This window comes from Pseudomonas muyukensis (assembly GCF_019139535.1).
GTDB lineage: Bacteria > Pseudomonadota > Gammaproteobacteria > Pseudomonadales > Pseudomonadaceae > Aquipseudomonas > Aquipseudomonas muyukensis.
The window spans coordinates 3,903,420-3,918,493 of record NZ_CP077073.1 but is presented as its reverse complement, the minus strand read 5'-3'; the positions used below and the strand labels follow the sequence as shown (position 1 = coordinate 3,918,493).

The window sequence follows — 15,074 nt, the reverse complement described above, 5'->3', positions numbered from 1 at the left end:
CCTACAGGTATTGCAGGCCGTAACCGTTGTAGGAGCCGGCCTTGCCGGCGAACACCGGCGCAGCCGGTGCCATCCCCGCGTCGCCTGGTTCGCCAGCAAGGCTGGCGCCTACAGGGCGCCAGGTGATCTATTCCAACAACGCCACCATGGCCTGGTAGCCACGCTGGCGCGCATGTTCCAGCGCCGTCACGCCCTCCTTGTCGGCGATCGTCGGGTCGGCCCCGGCAGCCAGCAGGCGGCGCACGATCTGTACATGGCGCGGCCCGCCATCGCCGAGGATCACCGCTTCGAGCAAGGCGGTCCAGTGCAGGCGGTTGAGGTGGTTGACCTCGACGCCTGCATCGATCAAGAGCTGCACGGTCTCGACATGCCCGCGCTCGGCGGCCGGGATCAGCGCCGTGCCGCCATAGCGGTTGGTGCTTTTCAGGTCGGCGCCGTGGGCCAGGGTCAATTGCAGGATTTCGTTCAAGCCACGGGCACCGGCATACAGGTAGGGGCTGTCCTGGATGGCGTCCTTGGCATTGACGTCGGCACCGGCTTCGATCAGCACTTTGGCGGCGTGCACCTGATTGGCCTGGGTGGCCACCAGCAACGCGGTCTGGCCCTGGTCGTCGCGGGCCTCCAGCGCGGCGCCGTGGGCCAGGGCCTGGCGGATGGCGCTCGCGTCGCCGCGGCGAGCGGCCTCGAACAGTTGGGTATTCATGGCGGGGATCTCGGCATGGGCGGCAAGGCTGCTGAACAGGGCCAGCAGCAAGGCGGCGAGGGGCAGGCGCATGGTGTCGGGGTCCTGAAAAGGTGAGACACCATGCTAGGCAAGCGGCGGCTGATGCAGAAGTGAAGATTGTGCATGGGGGGCAGTGGCCGGGCGAATGCGCCGGCGGCGAGTTGCCCGCTGGGGGCGCGCATGATAGAAGTCAGGCTTGTCATTGAGCCGTTGAATAGCCAGATGTCCTCCAGCGTGAAATCGAATAGAGCCCTGTTCGACCTCGACCTGTTGCGCGCCATCGTCGTGGTGGCCGATTGCGGCAGTTTCACCACCGCGGCCGCGCGCCTGCACTCCACCCAGTCCACCATCAGCCAGAAGGTCCGCCGCCTCGAGGACATGGTGGGCCATCGCCTGTTGGTGCGCGGCAACCGCGACGTGCTGCCCACCGATGCCGGGCAGACCCTGCTCGGCTACGCCCGGCACATGCTGGCGCTCAACGACCAGATGCTCGAGGCCCTGGCCGGGGCCATGGTCGGCATGACCGTGCGCCTGGGCGTGCCCGAGGATTTCGTCGGCGGCCGCACCACCAACGCCCTGTCGGCGTTCAGCCGGCGTCACCCGCAGGTCAAGCTGGAAGTCACCAGCGGCCTGTGCCGCGATCTCAGCCAGGCCTACGACAACGGCGAGCTTGACCTGGTGCTGCTCAAGCAGCGGCGCAACAGCCGCGAGGGCGTGGCCTGCTGGCCGGAGCGGCTGCAGTGGATCGACAGCGCGCGCATGCCGGCCTTCGAGCTCGACCCGGTGCCGCTGGTGACCTTCCCCCCGCGCGGGCTGTACCGCGACGACATGATCAGCGCGATCGAGGGCATGGGCCGGCGCTGGCGCATCAGCTTCACCAGCTCGAGCCTCAGCGGCATCCAGGCGGCAGTGGCCGACGGCATGGGCATCAGCTTGCTGCCACCGCGGGCGGCGAGCGCCGAGCACCGCGTGCTGGGCGCCGCGCAGGGGCTGCCGGAGGTCGACAGCTACGAGATCGTCATCGTCCATCGGCCCACGGCGGATGTGATGGTCAAGGCACTGGCCGAGGTGCTCACCGAATTGCTGGCGCTGCAGGCGATCTGAGGTTCGATGCGCAGGCGCCTGGCCAGCAAGGCCGGTCACTCCTTGCAGCAATGCGGCGTGCTGGCCGCCCCGTCGTAGCGGTCATGGTGGCGCACCCAGTCCATCGTGCCCGCCTCGTTGCGCCCCAGCGGCGCCAGGTCGAGGAAGTTGTAGGCATTGACCAGGATGTCCAGGCCACGGGCATAGGTGGAGTAGGTGTGGTACAGGCTGCCATCGGCCGCCTTGTAGAACGCGCTCAGGCCTGGCAGCTCGGCCTCCTCGCCCGTGTACGGCGCATAGTTGTACTCGGCGCTGCCGTCGGTGGCGACACTGACGCCGAAGTCCTGGTTGAAGCGGCTGCCGTGGGACGAGAACCAGGGGAAACGCCAGCCCATGCGTTGGCGAAACGCCTGGAACTCGGCATAGGGCGCCCGTGATACCGCCGCCAGGGTCACGTCATGGTGCGCCAGGTGCAGGTTGGCAGCGTCGAAGTGATCGGCGAGGAAGGAGCAACCCGGGCAGCCCTCGTCCCAGCCGTCGGCGAACATGAAATGGTAGACCAGCAACTGGCTGCGCCCGGCGAACAGCTCGGCCAGGCCCAGTTCGCCTTGCGGGCCGTGGAAGCGGTAGTGCTCCTCGAGCCGCACCCAGGGCAGGGCGCGGCGAGCGGCGGCCAGTTCGTCGCGTTGATGGGTGAAGGCTTTCTCGTGCAGCCACAGCTGGCGCCGCGCGGCCAGCCACTGGCTGCGCGAGACCACGGCGTGCTTGGGATCGGAAGGGCTCATGGTGGCGACTCCAACGTGAGGGATTCACACAGTGGTCGAATCATCCTCGGCGCTTTCGACAACGCCATGGCCAATACCGACAGACGGCCAGTACCCCCCCCTGTAGGAGCCGGCCTTGCCGGCGAACACCGGCGCCCCCACTTCGCTGGCGATGGTTGATACTATTGCGCCCTCTATCACAAGGCGCGTGGCGATGACCTTCTTCTCCTGGCGGCGCTGCGCGGCGCCGTTGCTGGCCCTGTGCCTGGCGGCTCCAGTCGCGCAGGCCGGCAACACCCCCTGTTCCGGGCGCAAGGGCGGCATTGCCGGCTGCGACGGCGACACCTTCCTGTGCAACGACGGCTCGATCAGCGCCTCGAAGAAAAGCTGCAGCGCCCTGTACGGCGGCCAGACCCGCCTGCAGCCCTTGCGTGCCAGCGGCAGCGGCGAGGGCTGCGGCTGTGGCACCGGGCAGTACTGCACCGGGCCGCGCGGCGGCGTGTACTGCCTGACCCCGGCCGGCAAGAAAAGCTACAAGCGCCGCTGAGCTGAGCTGGGCCTCAGCCGTTGGCGTGCAGGCTGGCGATCAGCGCCCACAGGCGTGGGTCGTCATAGTCGGCGATCACCAGCTGCGCCCCGGCCTCGAGCAAGCGCTGCTCGGGCTGTGTGGTCGCCAGCCCCACGGTGAAGATGCCGGCAGCGACCGCAGCCTTGACCCCCGGCAGCGAGTCCTCGAACGCCAGCGCCTGCCCGGCCTGGGCCGCCAGGCATTGCAAGCCGGTGAGGTAGGGCAGCGGGTCGGGCTTGGGCCGGGCCAGCTCGTCGGCGACCAGCACGTGTTCGAAGCGCTCGCCCAGGCCCATGGCGCCGAGCATGTGCTCGGCGTTCAGGCGCGGGGCGTTGGTCACCACGCACATGCCGATGCCCTGGCGCTGGGCATGGTCCAGCAGGCGCAACAGCCCCGGCATGGGCTCGAGGTGGGGCGACAGTTGCCGAAACAAGGCCTCCTTGCGCTCGGCCAGGGCCAGGCACTGCGCCGCGTCGAGCGCGGGGAACAGTTCGGCGAACAACAGGCCGTTGGAGCGGCCGCTGACCTGGGTGTCGAACTGCTCCTGGGTCAGCTGGCGGCCGTCGTGCTCGTGCAGCAGCTGGCGGAAAGCCTGCAGGTGCAGGGTGTCGGTGTCGGTGAGGGTCCCGTCGAGGTCGAACAGCAGGGCGGTCAGCATTGGGCATCCTGGCGGTGGAGAATCAATTCAGCAGTACCGGTTCATCTTAACCAGTGTGGCGTTCTTGATGCACCCCAAAAGCACTGGAACAAGCCCAACGCTGACGTTGCGCCTTACCGATGCTTGCTGGAAAACGTGCTCATGCGCTTTTCCTCAGGCGCTGGGCCTGGTCGCCAGCGACGTTTAGCCGAGGGCTCCACTGCAGCTGGAACTTGAGCTCGTTTATGACCCTGTCCAGGTCGTCGGCCTCGACCACGGCGAAGGTGAACTTGTCCGGGCGCACCAAGGCTACCGCGCCGCTGGAGAACCCCGAGCGCTTGAACCAAGCGACCATCTCACCTTGCACGTCTTCGATCTCGAGCAACTCACTGCTGCTGGTGCGCTCGATAGCGGCGCCCTGTGGGCGGGTGCCGAAGGGGAAGAGGGTGGCGAAACGCGTACCCTGGATATCAAGCAGTTGCCGGGAAGCCTGACTCAAGTGTGCGCGTGGATCGATCTCAAGACCTATCAAGGCGAAACCTTCGCCCAGCAGGTCATCGAGCAACACGCGCTGACCTTTGAAGGTGCGAACTTCGGGTTGCGGGATCATCCGGCCTTCAGGGGAGTGCCGACGTCGGCGCGGCATGCCCAGGTAGCTGTCCGCGGCATAGGACGGGGCTGGTTTGAAACGGCCTTCACGAACGTAGCGCCCCAGAAATGGCATTGCCAGCACGGTCTTGACCAGCAGGTTGCGCACGGTACTGGAAACAGGGTTGGACATCGAAACGAAATCTTTCATCTGTACCGAGATGTCGATCATCGCCTTGGCATGATGGAAGCGTTCGCTGCCGTACGTGTCGAGCAGACGATCACCTGCCAGGCCCTTGATCACGGCGTCGATTTTCCAGGCCAGGTTGTAGGCGTCGCGTACCCCTGAGCTCATGCCCTGGCCCATGAACTGTGGTGTCATGTGCGCCGCATCGCCAGCAATCAGCACCCGGCCCTTGCGCCAATCCTTCGCCACCAAGGCGTTGAAGGTGTAGACCAGCTTGCGCTTGACTGCGAATTTGTCCGGATCGACGTAACGGCTAATGAGGTTGCGCACCACCATCGGATCTTCCATTTGCTCGCGGGTTTGGCCGGGCATCAGCATGAATTCGAATCGATGGAAACGCCCCGGCTGCGGGCAGCAGACGGTCGGGCAGTCCGGGTCGCAGATGAAGCTGAAGTAGGGCAAGTGGCGCAAGGCATCCTCGCCTTCCTTCATCTCCAGGTCGACTACCAGCCACGGTTCAGGGAAGTTTTTGCCGCTCATGGCAATGCCCAGGGCTTCGCGAACGGTACTGCGGCCACCGTCCGCACCCACCAGATAGCGCCCGCGAACAGTCTGCGGGTCGGGATCGATGGCGGATTCAATACGCGCATCGCTCGCTTCGCTGAAGCGGAAGGTGCTGGTGGCCTGATGGGTCACGGTAACGCCATGCTCATCCTGTTCGAAGCGGGTGACTTCACGCCCACGTGCAATTCGCACATTGGGGTAACGGCTGAGCAGATCGCTGAGGGTGGTTTCCATCCAGGGCTGGTACAGAAAGTTGATGATTGGCCAACCATAAGGGCGATCGAGGCGCCAGTACTGGCCCAGCACCTTGCCGCTGGCGAGCACCCACTGCGCCGGCGTGTCGACCTGCATGTTGGCCGCCAGTTCGGCGGCAACACCGGCAGCTTGCATGACACGCATGCACTCGTCATCGGTGTAGACCGCCCGGGCATTGCCGTAGAACGTAGGTTCGCGCTCCAGTACCAGCACCGATAGGCCGCGCTTGCCCAGCAGGTGCGCCAGCGTCGCCCCCGTCGGCCCCAGACCGGAAATGATCACATCGACGGTCGGTACCGAATCGTTTTTATTGTTCATGACGATGCCTCTCTAAGAGCGGTGAATACTCAGGTTTGCGCAACGAGCGCATGCCGCGGATGACGTTGCCCAGATTGTTGGTTAGCGTGTGCCAGGTACCGTTTTTCTGCGGGCGATGGCCCCAGAGGCTGATGCCCTGATAGGACGTCGTGCGCCACTGTGCTTCCTCGACCACCCTGGCGTTGCAACCCAGTTCCAGTTCGAAACCGCTAGGGCTCATGACGTAGAAGGACTGCTCACGGTCATTGGGGTGTTCACCGATTTCATGAGCCATTTCAAAACCGAGTTTGCGGCAGCGCAAATAGGCGTCGGTCAGTTCGCTGGCCGACGTGGTCAACAGGTTCATGTGCTGTACGCGGGTGCGTATCGGATCCATCGGCAGGCCGCGCAGGCGTGCGATAGCGATGGAGTGGTGACGCTCGTTGACCCTGAGAAAATCGATATCCAGGGTCAGTCCGGCAATGCGTTCGACGATATGGTCGCTGATACGGGCATCGAATATTTCCTCCCAGAAGCGTTGCATCTGTTGCGGCTTGCGTGAGGTGATCGCCAGATGGCCCATGCCGGCCGCACCGGTAATGAAGCCGGCACTGAGCATGTTAAGAGGGGCATCTGTCAGTAGCGGCTCCCAGAACAGTTCGACGGCCATGCGCTTGGGGCCAAGCACCCGCCAGAATTTTTTCACCCCGCGCTGCGCGGCCTCGTCCGGTTGTCCGGGATGCGCCTCGATACCCAGGCGCTGCAAGCGATTCAGGACTTCGTCGAGGGTCGCCTGGTCGCGCAGTTGCCAGCCCACCGCCAGAAAGTCTTCCTGCCGGCCACGCTGGACAATGATCCGCCGTTGGTGCTGATCCATGCGAAAGGCCAGGGTCTGTTCGTCGGCGAAAGCCAAGTGCAGGCCAATGCCCTGCTCGAGCAACGCCCGCCATTGATCGAGTTGGCAGGATTCGATCAGCGCGTAACCCATGCTGCTGGCACCGAAAATGTCCGGCGTTGTACGGGTGCTCATCACGTGTTGGTTCATGGCGGCGGCTCAGCGTGCAGAACGGCTGGCGAGGAACGCCAGGGTCACGGCATTGAACTCGTCCGCACGCTCCCACTGCACCCAGTGCCCGGTTTTGCTGAACAGGTAGAGATTGCAATCGGGCATGCGGCTGCGCAGGGCTTCGCCGCCGCTGGCGCGATTGACCTTGTCCTGCGTGCCCCAGAGCACCAAGGTTGGAACCTGGCAATGCTTGAGTCGTGAGTCGCGAGTGAAGTCCCAGCGCGAAAAACGCGGGATTCCAATGGGGCGGCGCAGGGGGGGGGCGGCAATGACTTGCGGATCGATGCTGGCCTGGTAACGTTCCTCGATCATCTCGTCGCTGACTTGGCTGGCGTCATACACCAAGTATTCGCGGATGAATTGGGTGATCTTGGCCAGCGAAGGGCCTTCCCCGCTGTAGTAGTCGAGCAGCAGTTTGAGGCCGGGCGTCGGCAGGCTGCGCGTGGTGTTGACGCCGCCGGGGCCCATCAGCACCAGTGCCGACACCCGGCCAGGTGCATCCAGGGCCATGCGCAGGGCGCAGGCACCACCCAATGAGTTGCCCACCACATGGGCGCTATTGATGTTGAGGGCGTCAAGCAGGCCAAGCATCGCCCCCGCCAAATCGCCAAACGGGTCTTTGCGATCCACGCCTTTGGTGGAGCGGCCATAACCGGGCATGTCGACGACGATGACCCGAAACTGCGCGGCCAGTGATTCGATATTGCGCGAGTAGTTGGACAGGCCGGATGCCCCCGCACCGCCACCGTGCAGCATCAACAACGGATGACCGATCCCCGTTTCGCTGATGAAAATCTGTCGACGACCCACTTGCACCGTTCGTGAGGTCAAGGCGGGGAGAGGTTCTTTATTGTTCATTGTCAGCTCCTGGCGTAAGTCACTTCGACCCGGGCAGTGGGTTCGTATTTCGAAGAAACTCTAACACTGGAGATCATTGTTGAACAGTAGTGTTCAAATATGATTTTTGGCGGACGATGAGAAGGCTGCTTTGTGAACGATGTCTTCGACCAAAAGCAGGGAGGGAGGCAAATTGGAGACAGGCGGGATGTTCAGGCGGGCAAGCAGCGTTGGCCGACCACGCCCGCGCTGCCAAGGCGGGCGAGTCAGGCAAGCGCATCAGATCGCGAGTGCTGGCAGATCCTGAGTGGCTGCGCTGCGCGCTTGATCGGCCGGCACGCCAAGCGCTCTCAGCACGAATTCGGCCATGTCCGAGCCCGCATCGCGCCAGGTCTTTTGCCCCTGAAGTACCAGCATCATCGCCCCCAGCACGCCTCCACCGATCAGTGCCATCACCGAAGGCAATTGCTCCTGCCCAAAGCTGTACTGCTCACAGGTCAAGCCGCTGAGCACATCGTGCATGGGCGGGCCGCTCCACAACTGCTGCAGCGTCTCGTTGCTGGCCCCGTATCGCACGATGAAGCCACCCCAGTGCGGTTCTTCATGGGCGCGGCGTATGTACAGCCGGATACCGGTGGCTAGGCGAACGGCGGGTGTCGCTTCGGGATCCGTGCTGCGTGCGGCCCTGTCGTTCATTTCGGCACTGAGTTGGCTGGCGACATCCTCGAAGAGCGACGCCACCGAGTTGAGGTTGTTGTAGATCGTGCCGCGGGCCACGCCAGCAAACTGGGCCAGTTCGCTGACATTGACCTCTTCGACACGCTTCTCGACAAACAGCCGGATCGCTGCCTCATGGATGCGCTTCTGTACGGGAGTGAGTTTCAAAGGTAGGAGCTCCGACGAAATTTCTGTGCATTGAACAATTGCGTTCAAAATATAGCAAATCTGCGCGGGTCGACGATTGACAATATTGAACATTGGTGTTCAATATTGATCTGTAGAGTTATTCCGTTCTGCCCGCCACATCGAGCGCATTACCTGCAACTGCTCGGTTGAAGCCCAACCAAGAGAGTCAGCATGTCAATCAAGCAAGGCCGTATCGACATCCACCATCACATCATCCCGCCCGCATTCGTCGACGCCATGAATGCCAGAGGATTACACCAGGTTGCCGGAGCCACGTTGCCAGACTGGACACCGGAGAAGTCCATCGAAGTGATGGATGCCAACGGGATCGAGCGAGCAATCACTTCACTCTCGGCACCCGGTGTTCACTTCGGCGATGGCGTCCAGCAGGCCAGCGAGCTGGCGCGGCGCTGCAATGATTTCGCCGCGCAAATGCGCACGCGTTACCCCAGTCGCTTCGGTAATTTCGCGGTGTTGCCGATGCCATTTACCGATGCGGCATGTCGTGAGGCCGTGCATGCGCTTGACGTGCTGAAGGCCGAGGGCATTGTTTTGCTGGGCAGCACGGACGGGGTGTTCCTGGGTGATCCGCGGTTCGACGAATTGATGGCCGAGCTTGATCGTCGTAAGTCCGTGGTGCTGGTCCACCCCAACATGCACCAGACCAGCGAAAGCATCGGCCTGCAGACACCGGGGTTTCTCATCGAGTTTCTCTGCGATACCACCCGCGCAGCAGTCAACCTGATCCTCAGCGGAACGATGGAGCGCTATCCCGGCATCCGCTGGATTCTGGCCCACTCCGGCGGCTTCCTGCCGTTCGTGGCCTGGCGTGTGTCGTTGGCCAACCTGCTTCCAGAGTTCCAGCAACAGGCGCCGCAAGGCGTGATGACCTATATCCGGCGCTTTTACTACGACACGGCGTTGTCGCCGTCACCTTATTCCATGGCGGTCCTCAAGGAACTGGTGGAGCCATCGCACATTCTTTTCGGCAGTGACTATCCCTTCGCCCCGGCACCCGCCACGGTGTTGCAATGCCGCACGCTGGAGAACCTGGACATGTGGTCGCCGGCGATCCTGCACGGCATCAACCGAGGTCATGCGCTGAGTCTATTCCCGCAGTACCGCCAGCCAAATGAAACCGTGACACCCGCGCCGATCTACCAGGGCGAATCCTTCTCGCAACGGTTACGGCGCAGCATGGGGCGACCGATCGGCGCCCTCGCCGAGCGGCTGCGAAAGCGCTGAACCAGCGGGCCGCCAGCGGTTTGCCGGTGACGCTGCAGGTCATTGAATCCGAAGTTCCCACCGCTGTCCCCGGGTGTTCGCCTCGGTACTGAAAAAAATAAAAAGAGCCAGATCATGACAATAAAAAATCAGCTTTGCGTGCTGGGGCTATGCCTCACCTCCACCCAACTGCTGGCCAACGGCCTGCAAATCAACGAGCAGAGCATCAGTGCAGCCGGCAAGGCCTATTCCGGTCGCGCCTCTGACGTACAGGATGCGTCCATCGTTTATGGCAACCCGGCAGGGATGTCGCGCCTGGCGGGTGAGCACATCAGTGGCGGTGTCAGTTTCATCGATGTGAGTTCGCGCATCAGCAAGGTCGACACCCGCGTGTCAGGCACTTCGCAAGGCGACATGGTGCCCAAGCCCATTGTGGTGCCAGCGGGTTTCTACACCCTGCAACTCAACGACGACTGGCACGTGGGTTTTGGCGTTTACGCACCTTTTGGCGGCAGCACGGATTATGAGAGCAGCTTCCAGGGACGCTACCGCAGCTCGCAGACTCAGGTGAAAGTCGTCACCCTGCAGCCGACAGTCAGTTACCGGATCAATGATCGGTTGTCCGTGGGGTTCGGACCTACGATCAACCACATCGACGGGCTACTCGAAAGCAAGATCGCCAACAGCGCGGTGGGCGGGCGGGGCGACGGTACGGTCAAAGTCACCGGCAACGACACTGCCCTGGGGTTCAACCTGGGCATCCTGTTCGATCCGTTCGACGACCTGACCCTTGGCCTGACGTATCACTCCAAGGTGGACTTCAACTTGAAGGGCAAGACCAAGGTATCCGGCGCCAACGGGCTGCTGTCACCGATTCCGGCGCTGGGGCTGCCGGGCCTCAACGGCAAATATGATGCGAGCCTGGAATTCACCACGCCGGAATCCATCGATGCCTCGGCAACCTGGCGGATCAACGATCGCCTGGATGTTTCCGCCGGCGCGCTGTGGAGTCGCTGGAGCCAGGTGCAGGAGCTGCGGGTGCTGAACTCCGGTGTACCACGGGCCTACGCCGACTTTGGCACGATCGTCGAGACGCTGAAGTGGCGGGATACCTGGTCGTTCTCCACGGGCATGGCCTATCGCCTGAACACAGCATGGAAGGTGCGTGCAGGCATCGCCTATGAGCCGACCCCTATGCCGAATCAGTACAGCTCCACCCGCGCGCCGACCGGGGACCGCAAGATCTTCACCCTGGGCCTGAACTGGCAAATGACCGATCAGGCCTCACTGGATCTGGCTTACGGCTACATCCACGAAGACCCGGTAAAGGTCTCCCAGGCCACGTCACAGGGTGGCCTGCGTCCAGGTTACAGCGCCACCTACCAGAATACGGTCAATGGCCTGGGCCTGCAGTTGAACTACAGCTTCTGATTCAGTCTTGCTGCACAAGAAAATTGCCCTGGACAAGTGGATCGATACCGGCCGCGCTGCGCTGTTGCGCCTCAACCCTCTCGCGCGGTTTGAGGTGGCGCTCGCGGCCGGCTTTTAGATGATTATTTTCAATTAAAACAGTGATGTGCACTTAGTGCACGATAGGGTGGTTTTTCATTGTCGAGCTGGCAGCGCCATTTCTATACTCGCTGCAACAACTACAAATGCCCTGACAGGGGAACACACCATGCGCCATGCCTGCCTGCCGTCCTTACCCGTTGCCTGCACCTTCCAACACCTAAGCGTAGCGTCGATGCGCTAACACCCGTACCAGCCAAAACGCCCACTCAACTGCCTTGCGCCTGCCTGCGCGAGAACGGTAGCGGCTTGCCTGGAATTACCGGGCGCGCCGTTGGGCGGTGTCGAGGATTACAACAATGAACACGTCACATCCAGATCATCTTCAGGCCGACTACACCGCTGACGTGGTGGTCATCGGTGCCGGCCCGGTCGGGCTGGCGATCGCCAATTACCTGGGCCAGGCCGGCGTGCAGGTGCTGCAGATCGAGAAGCTCGACCAACTGATCGACTACCCTCGCGCCATCGGCATCGACGACGAGTCGCTGCGCACCGTGCAGGCCATCGGCCTGGTCGAGCAGGTGCTGCCGCACACCACGCCATGGCACGCCATGCGCTTCCTGACGCCCAAGGGCCGCTGCTTCGCCGACATCCAGCCGATGACCGACGAGTTCGGCTGGTCGCGGCGCAATGCGTTCATCCAGCCCCAGGTGGATGCTGTGCTGTACCAAGGCCTGGCGCGGTTTGCCAAGGTACGCACGCTGTTCTCCCGCGATGTAGTCGAGTTCCAGCAGGACGAGCAGGGCGTGAGCCTGCGCATGAACGGCCCCGAAGGCCGTCAGCAAAGCGTGCGTGCCCGTTACCTGGTGGCCTGTGACGGCGGCAACAGCCTGATCCGCCGCAGCCTGGATATTTCCTTCGAAGGCAAGACCGCGCCCAACCAGTGGATCGTCATCGACATCGCCAACGACCCGCTGGGCACGCCGAACGTGTACCTGTGCTGCGACCCGGTGCGCCCGTACGTGTCGGCTGCGTTGCCTCACGGCGTGCGCCGTTTCGAGTTCATGGTGATGCCAGGCGAGACCGAGGCCCAGCTGAGCCAGCCGGAGAACCTGCGCAAGCTGCTGGCCAAGGTGCTGCCGGACCCGGACCGGGTCGAGCTGATCCGCAAGCGTGTGTACACCCATAACGCCCGCCTGGCCGGCCGGTTCCGGGACAAGCGCGTGCTGTTGGCCGGCGACGCCGCACACATCATGCCAGTGTGGCAGGGCCAGGGTTACAACAGCGGCATGCGCGATGCCAGCAACCTTGGCTGGAAGCTGGCGCTGGTGGCCAAGGGCCTGGCCGGCGAGGCGCTGCTCGACACCTACGAGCAGGAACGGCGCGACCATGCCAAGGCGATGATCGACCTGTCGGTGCTTGCCGGCCACGTGCTGGCGCCGCCCAAGCGCTGGCAGGGCACCCTGCGTGATGGCGTGTCGTGGGCGTTGAACTACCTGCCGGCGGTCAAGCGCTACTTCCTCGAAATGCGCTTCAAACCCATGCCGCAATACGCCAAGGGCGCACTGGTGGCCGAACCGAACAACAAGGCCACGCCGGTCGGGCGCATGTTCATCCAGCCCAAGGTGGTCACCGAAGCGGGTGAGACGCGCCTGCTGGACGATGTGATCGGCAGCAACTTCGCCTTCATCGCCTGGGGCAGCGACCCGCTCTGGGGCCTGAGTGCCGAGCAGGTGCAGGCGTGGCGTGCGTTGGGCGCGTGCTTTATCCAGGTGCTGCCGCAGGTGCAACTGCAGGCCGGGCGCGAAGTGCCGGACGGCGTGATTCGTGTGGGCGACTGCAGTGGTCGCCTCAAGGAGTGGTTCGGCCGCTTCCCGGTGTCCATCGCGCTGCTGCGCCCGGACCGCTTCGTCGGCGCCGTGGCCATCCCGCAGACCATCGGCCAGGCCAGCGATGCGCTGTTGCAGGCGTTGGCTGCCACGCCTCAGGCCACCCAGCAGGCGCCGCTGGCGGCGAAGGTGGCCTGAGATGAGCGCCTACCTGCATTGCCTCTCGCACACCCCGCTGGTGGGGTACGTCGACCCGGCGCAAGCCGTGCTGGCAGAAGTGGACGAGGTGGTCAGCGCCGCCCGTACGCGCATTGCCGTGTTCGACCCAGAGTTGGTGGTCCTGTTCGCCCCGGACCACTACAACGGCTTTTTCTACGATGTGATGCCAGCCTTCTGTATCGGCATGGGCGCCACCGCCATCGGTGACTTCAACAGTGCCGCCGGCCCGCTGGACGTGCCGCGTGACATCGCCGAGGCCTGCGCCGATGCAGTACTGCAGGCAGGTGTGGACGCCGCCGTGTCCTACCGCATGCAGGTCGACCACGGTTTTGCCCAGCCGTTGGAATTGCTGCTCGGCGGCCTGGCGCACAAGCCGGTGATCCCCGTGTTCATCAACAGCGTGGCGGTACCGCTGCCGAGTTTCGCCCGCGCCCGCCTGCTTGGCGAGGCCATCGGCCGTTTCGCCCGCAGCACCGGCAAGCGCGTGCTGTTCCTTGGTTCCGGAGGATTGTCGCACCAGCCGCCGGTACCGGAGCTGGCCCATGTCGATGCGCGCATGGCCGACCGCCTGATGGGCAGTGGTCGCGACCTGCCGGCCAACGAACGCCAGGCCCGCCAGCAACGGGTGATCAGCGCGGCCGAAGGCTTCGTGCTTGACCAGCACAGCCTGCACCCGCTCAGCCCGGCCTGGGACAACCATTTTCTCGACCTGCTGGAGCAACGCCGCTTCGTCGAGCTCGATGGCATGGCCAATGCCGAGCTGTCGACGCTGGCCGGCAAGTCGACCCACGAGGTCAAGACCTGGGTGGCGGCCTTCGCCGCGCTGGCCGCGTTCGGCGACTACCAGGCCAGCGCGCGCTACTACCGGCCGATCCCCGAATGGATCGCCGGCTTCGGCTCGCTCAGCGCCCATTCCCTTACCTGATCGACGGAGGATACCGATCATGACCCGCATCGCCATCAACGAAGCCGACAGCAGCCGTTTCGCCCACATCCGCGAAGGTGAGCTCGACCTGCAGGTGCACTACAACGACCTCGGCGAAGGCGCCGAGACCGTGGTCATGCTGCACGGCTCCGGCCCAGGTGCCAGTGGCTGGGCCAACTTCAACCGCAACATCGAACCGCTGCTGGCCGCCGGCTACCGCGTGGTGTTGCTGGACTGCCCAGGCTGGAGCAAGAGCGACCCGATCGTCTGCCGTGGTTCGCGCTCGGACCTCAACGCCACCGCGCTCAAGGGCTTGCTCGATGTGCTCGGCCTTGACCGTGTGCATATCCTCGGCAATTCCATGGGCGGCCACAGCGCCGTGGCCTTCGCCCTGAGCTACCCGCAGCGGGTCGGCAAACTGGTGCTGATGGGCGGTGGCACCGGTGGCGCCAGCCCGTTCGTGCCGATGCCCACCGAGGGCATCAAGTTGATCAACGCGCTGTACCGCGAGCCGACCATCGACAACCTGAAGAAGATGATGAACGTCTTCGTCTACGACCCCAGCGACCTCACCGAGGCGCTGTTCCAGACCCGCCTGGACAACATGCTCAGCCGCCGCGACCACCTCGACAATTTCGTCGCCAGCCTGGCCGCCAACCCCAAGCAGTTCCCCGACTTCGGCCCACGCTTGGGCGAAATCAAGGCCCGCACCCTGGTGGTCTGGGGGCGCAACGACCGCTTCGTGCCAATGGACGTCGGCCTGCGCCTGATCGCCGGCATTGCCGACGCCGAACTGCACGTGTTCAACAACTGCGGCCACTGGGCCCAGTGGGAGCACGCCGACACCTTCAACCGCCTGGTGCTGGACTTCCTCCAGCACTGATTTGAGGTA

At 63.8% G+C, this 15,074-nt stretch carries 15 protein-coding genes and 1 pseudogene; 7 read left to right on the top strand and 9 right to left on the bottom strand.

Annotation, left to right across the window (positions count from 1 at the left end):
* Positions 1–127: 127 nt before the first annotated feature.
* Positions 128–775: an ankyrin repeat domain-containing protein gene (locus tag KSS95_RS17325; RefSeq protein WP_217848287.1), complete on the bottom strand. Its 648-nt coding sequence runs from the start codon at positions 773–775 to the stop codon at positions 128–130.
* Between the two features lie 171 nt (positions 776–946).
* Here KSS95_RS17325 and KSS95_RS17320 point away from each other — a divergent pair, with 171 nt between their 5' ends.
* Positions 947–1,828: a LysR substrate-binding domain-containing protein gene (locus KSS95_RS17320; RefSeq protein WP_217848286.1), complete on the top strand. Its 882-nt coding sequence runs from the start codon at positions 947–949 to the stop codon at positions 1,826–1,828.
* 35 nt (positions 1,829–1,863) lie between these two features.
* On the opposite strand, the gene KSS95_RS17315 is transcribed toward KSS95_RS17320, so the two are convergent.
* Entirely contained in the window at positions 1,864–2,592 is a 729-nt protein-coding gene (locus KSS95_RS17315; protein WP_217848285.1) for a DUF899 domain-containing protein, read from the bottom strand.
* Positions 2,593–2,785: 193 nt separating this feature from the next.
* On the opposite strand from KSS95_RS17315, the gene KSS95_RS17310 reads away from it, so the two are divergent.
* On the top strand, positions 2,786–3,118 hold the full coding sequence (locus KSS95_RS17310) for a YdcA family protein (protein ID WP_217848284.1): 333 nt from the start codon (positions 2,786–2,788) through the stop codon (positions 3,116–3,118).
* A gap of 13 nt (positions 3,119–3,131) precedes the next feature.
* Here KSS95_RS17310 and KSS95_RS17305 read toward each other — a convergent pair whose 3' ends face one another.
* From KSS95_RS17305 to KSS95_RS24870, 6 genes and pseudogenes are all read right to left on the bottom strand, one after another.
* Positions 3,132–3,797 (bottom strand): HAD-IA family hydrolase, encoded by a 666-nt coding sequence (locus KSS95_RS17305; RefSeq protein ID WP_217848283.1) that lies wholly within the window; start codon positions 3,795–3,797, stop codon positions 3,132–3,134.
* Positions 3,798–3,936: 139 nt separating this feature from the next.
* The gene (gene mhpA / locus KSS95_RS17300; protein WP_217848282.1) at positions 3,937–5,688 is read right to left on the bottom strand and encodes a bifunctional 3-(3-hydroxy-phenyl)propionate/3-hydroxycinnamic acid hydroxylase MhpA; all 1,752 of its coding nucleotides are present in this window, start codon (positions 5,686–5,688) and stop codon (positions 3,937–3,939) included.
* Complete coding sequence (locus tag KSS95_RS17295; RefSeq protein WP_217854014.1) at positions 5,678–6,697, bottom strand: VOC family protein; 1,020 nt, start codon at positions 6,695–6,697, stop codon at positions 5,678–5,680. Before KSS95_RS17295 ends, mhpA begins: the two co-directional genes overlap by 11 nt.
* A gap of 24 nt (positions 6,698–6,721) precedes the next feature.
* Positions 6,722–7,591 (bottom strand): alpha/beta fold hydrolase, encoded by an 870-nt coding sequence (locus tag KSS95_RS17290; RefSeq protein ID WP_217848281.1) that lies wholly within the window; start codon positions 7,589–7,591, stop codon positions 6,722–6,724.
* A gap of 258 nt (positions 7,592–7,849) precedes the next feature.
* On the bottom strand, positions 7,850–8,266 hold the full coding sequence (locus KSS95_RS17285) for a hypothetical protein (protein ID WP_437179621.1): 417 nt from the start codon (positions 8,264–8,266) through the stop codon (positions 7,850–7,852).
* Positions 8,267–8,308: 42 nt separating this feature from the next.
* Positions 8,309–8,458 (bottom strand): annotated as a pseudogene (locus KSS95_RS24870) (TetR/AcrR family transcriptional regulator); the annotation flags it as partial.
* Between the two features lie 189 nt (positions 8,459–8,647).
* Here KSS95_RS24870 and KSS95_RS17280 point away from each other — a divergent pair.
* Positions 8,648–9,721, top strand: coding sequence for an amidohydrolase family protein (locus KSS95_RS17280; protein ID WP_217848280.1), 1,074 nt, complete (start codon positions 8,648–8,650; stop codon positions 9,719–9,721).
* A 114-nt stretch (positions 9,722–9,835) separates the two neighbouring features.
* Complete coding sequence (locus KSS95_RS17275; protein ID WP_217854012.1) at positions 9,836–11,131, top strand: OmpP1/FadL family transporter; 1,296 nt, start codon at positions 9,836–9,838, stop codon at positions 11,129–11,131.
* A 1-nt stretch (position 11,132) separates the two neighbouring features.
* Here the strand turns inward: KSS95_RS17275 and KSS95_RS17270 are convergent, their stop codons facing one another.
* A complete protein-coding gene (locus KSS95_RS17270; RefSeq protein ID WP_217848279.1) occupies positions 11,133–11,282 on the bottom strand; it encodes a hypothetical protein in 150 nt (49 codons plus the stop codon).
* A gap of 286 nt (positions 11,283–11,568) precedes the next feature.
* Here KSS95_RS17270 and KSS95_RS17265 point away from each other — a divergent pair, with 286 nt between their 5' ends.
* Genes KSS95_RS17265 through KSS95_RS17255 form a run of 3 tightly spaced genes read left to right on the top strand, consistent with a single transcriptional unit; the run spans position 11,569 to position 15,065 of the window.
* A complete protein-coding gene (locus KSS95_RS17265) occupies positions 11,569–13,236 on the top strand; it encodes a bifunctional 3-(3-hydroxy-phenyl)propionate/3-hydroxycinnamic acid hydroxylase (RefSeq protein ID WP_217848278.1) in 1,668 nt (555 codons plus the stop codon).
* Between the two features lies 1 nt (position 13,237).
* Positions 13,238–14,182 carry a 3-carboxyethylcatechol 2,3-dioxygenase gene (gene mhpB / locus KSS95_RS17260; RefSeq protein ID WP_217848277.1) on the top strand — a complete coding sequence of 315 codons (945 nt, stop codon included), beginning with the start codon at positions 13,238–13,240 and terminating at the stop codon, positions 14,180–14,182.
* A gap of 19 nt (positions 14,183–14,201) precedes the next feature.
* A complete protein-coding gene (locus tag KSS95_RS17255; RefSeq protein WP_217848276.1) occupies positions 14,202–15,065 on the top strand; it encodes an alpha/beta fold hydrolase in 864 nt (287 codons plus the stop codon).
* Positions 15,066–15,074 lie beyond the last annotated feature (9 nt).

Excerpts from the sequence above, each read along its gene's own strand:
- KSS95_RS17310 (WP_217848284.1), top strand. The coding sequence starts at position 2,786 with ATGACCTTCTTCTCCTGGCGGCGCTGCGCGGCGCCGTTGCTGGCCCTG.
- mhpA (WP_217848282.1), bottom strand. The coding sequence starts at position 5,688 with ATGAACAATAAAAACGATTCGGTACCGACCGTCGATGTGATCATTTCC.
- KSS95_RS17285 (WP_437179621.1), bottom strand. The coding sequence starts at position 8,266 with ATGAACGACAGGGCCGCACGCAGCACGGATCCCGAAGCGACACCCGCC.
- KSS95_RS17295 (WP_217854014.1), bottom strand. The coding sequence starts at position 6,697 with ATGAGCACCCGTACAACGCCGGACATTTTCGGTGCCAGCAGCATGGGT.
- KSS95_RS17305 (WP_217848283.1), bottom strand. The coding sequence starts at position 3,797 with ATGCTGACCGCCCTGCTGTTCGACCTCGACGGGACCCTCACCGACACC.
- mhpB (WP_217848277.1), top strand. The coding sequence starts at position 13,238 with ATGAGCGCCTACCTGCATTGCCTCTCGCACACCCCGCTGGTGGGGTAC.
- KSS95_RS17265 (WP_217848278.1), top strand. The coding sequence starts at position 11,569 with ATGAACACGTCACATCCAGATCATCTTCAGGCCGACTACACCGCTGAC.
- KSS95_RS17320 (WP_217848286.1), top strand. The coding sequence starts at position 947 with ATGTCCTCCAGCGTGAAATCGAATAGAGCCCTGTTCGACCTCGACCTG.
- KSS95_RS17275 (WP_217854012.1), top strand. The coding sequence starts at position 9,836 with ATGACAATAAAAAATCAGCTTTGCGTGCTGGGGCTATGCCTCACCTCC.
- KSS95_RS17325 (WP_217848287.1), bottom strand. The coding sequence starts at position 775 with ATGCGCCTGCCCCTCGCCGCCTTGCTGCTGGCCCTGTTCAGCAGCCTT.
- KSS95_RS17280 (WP_217848280.1), top strand. The coding sequence starts at position 8,648 with ATGTCAATCAAGCAAGGCCGTATCGACATCCACCATCACATCATCCCG.
- KSS95_RS17315 (WP_217848285.1), bottom strand. The coding sequence starts at position 2,592 with ATGAGCCCTTCCGATCCCAAGCACGCCGTGGTCTCGCGCAGCCAGTGG.
- KSS95_RS17290 (WP_217848281.1), bottom strand. The coding sequence starts at position 7,591 with ATGAACAATAAAGAACCTCTCCCCGCCTTGACCTCACGAACGGTGCAA.
- KSS95_RS17255 (WP_217848276.1), top strand. The coding sequence starts at position 14,202 with ATGACCCGCATCGCCATCAACGAAGCCGACAGCAGCCGTTTCGCCCAC.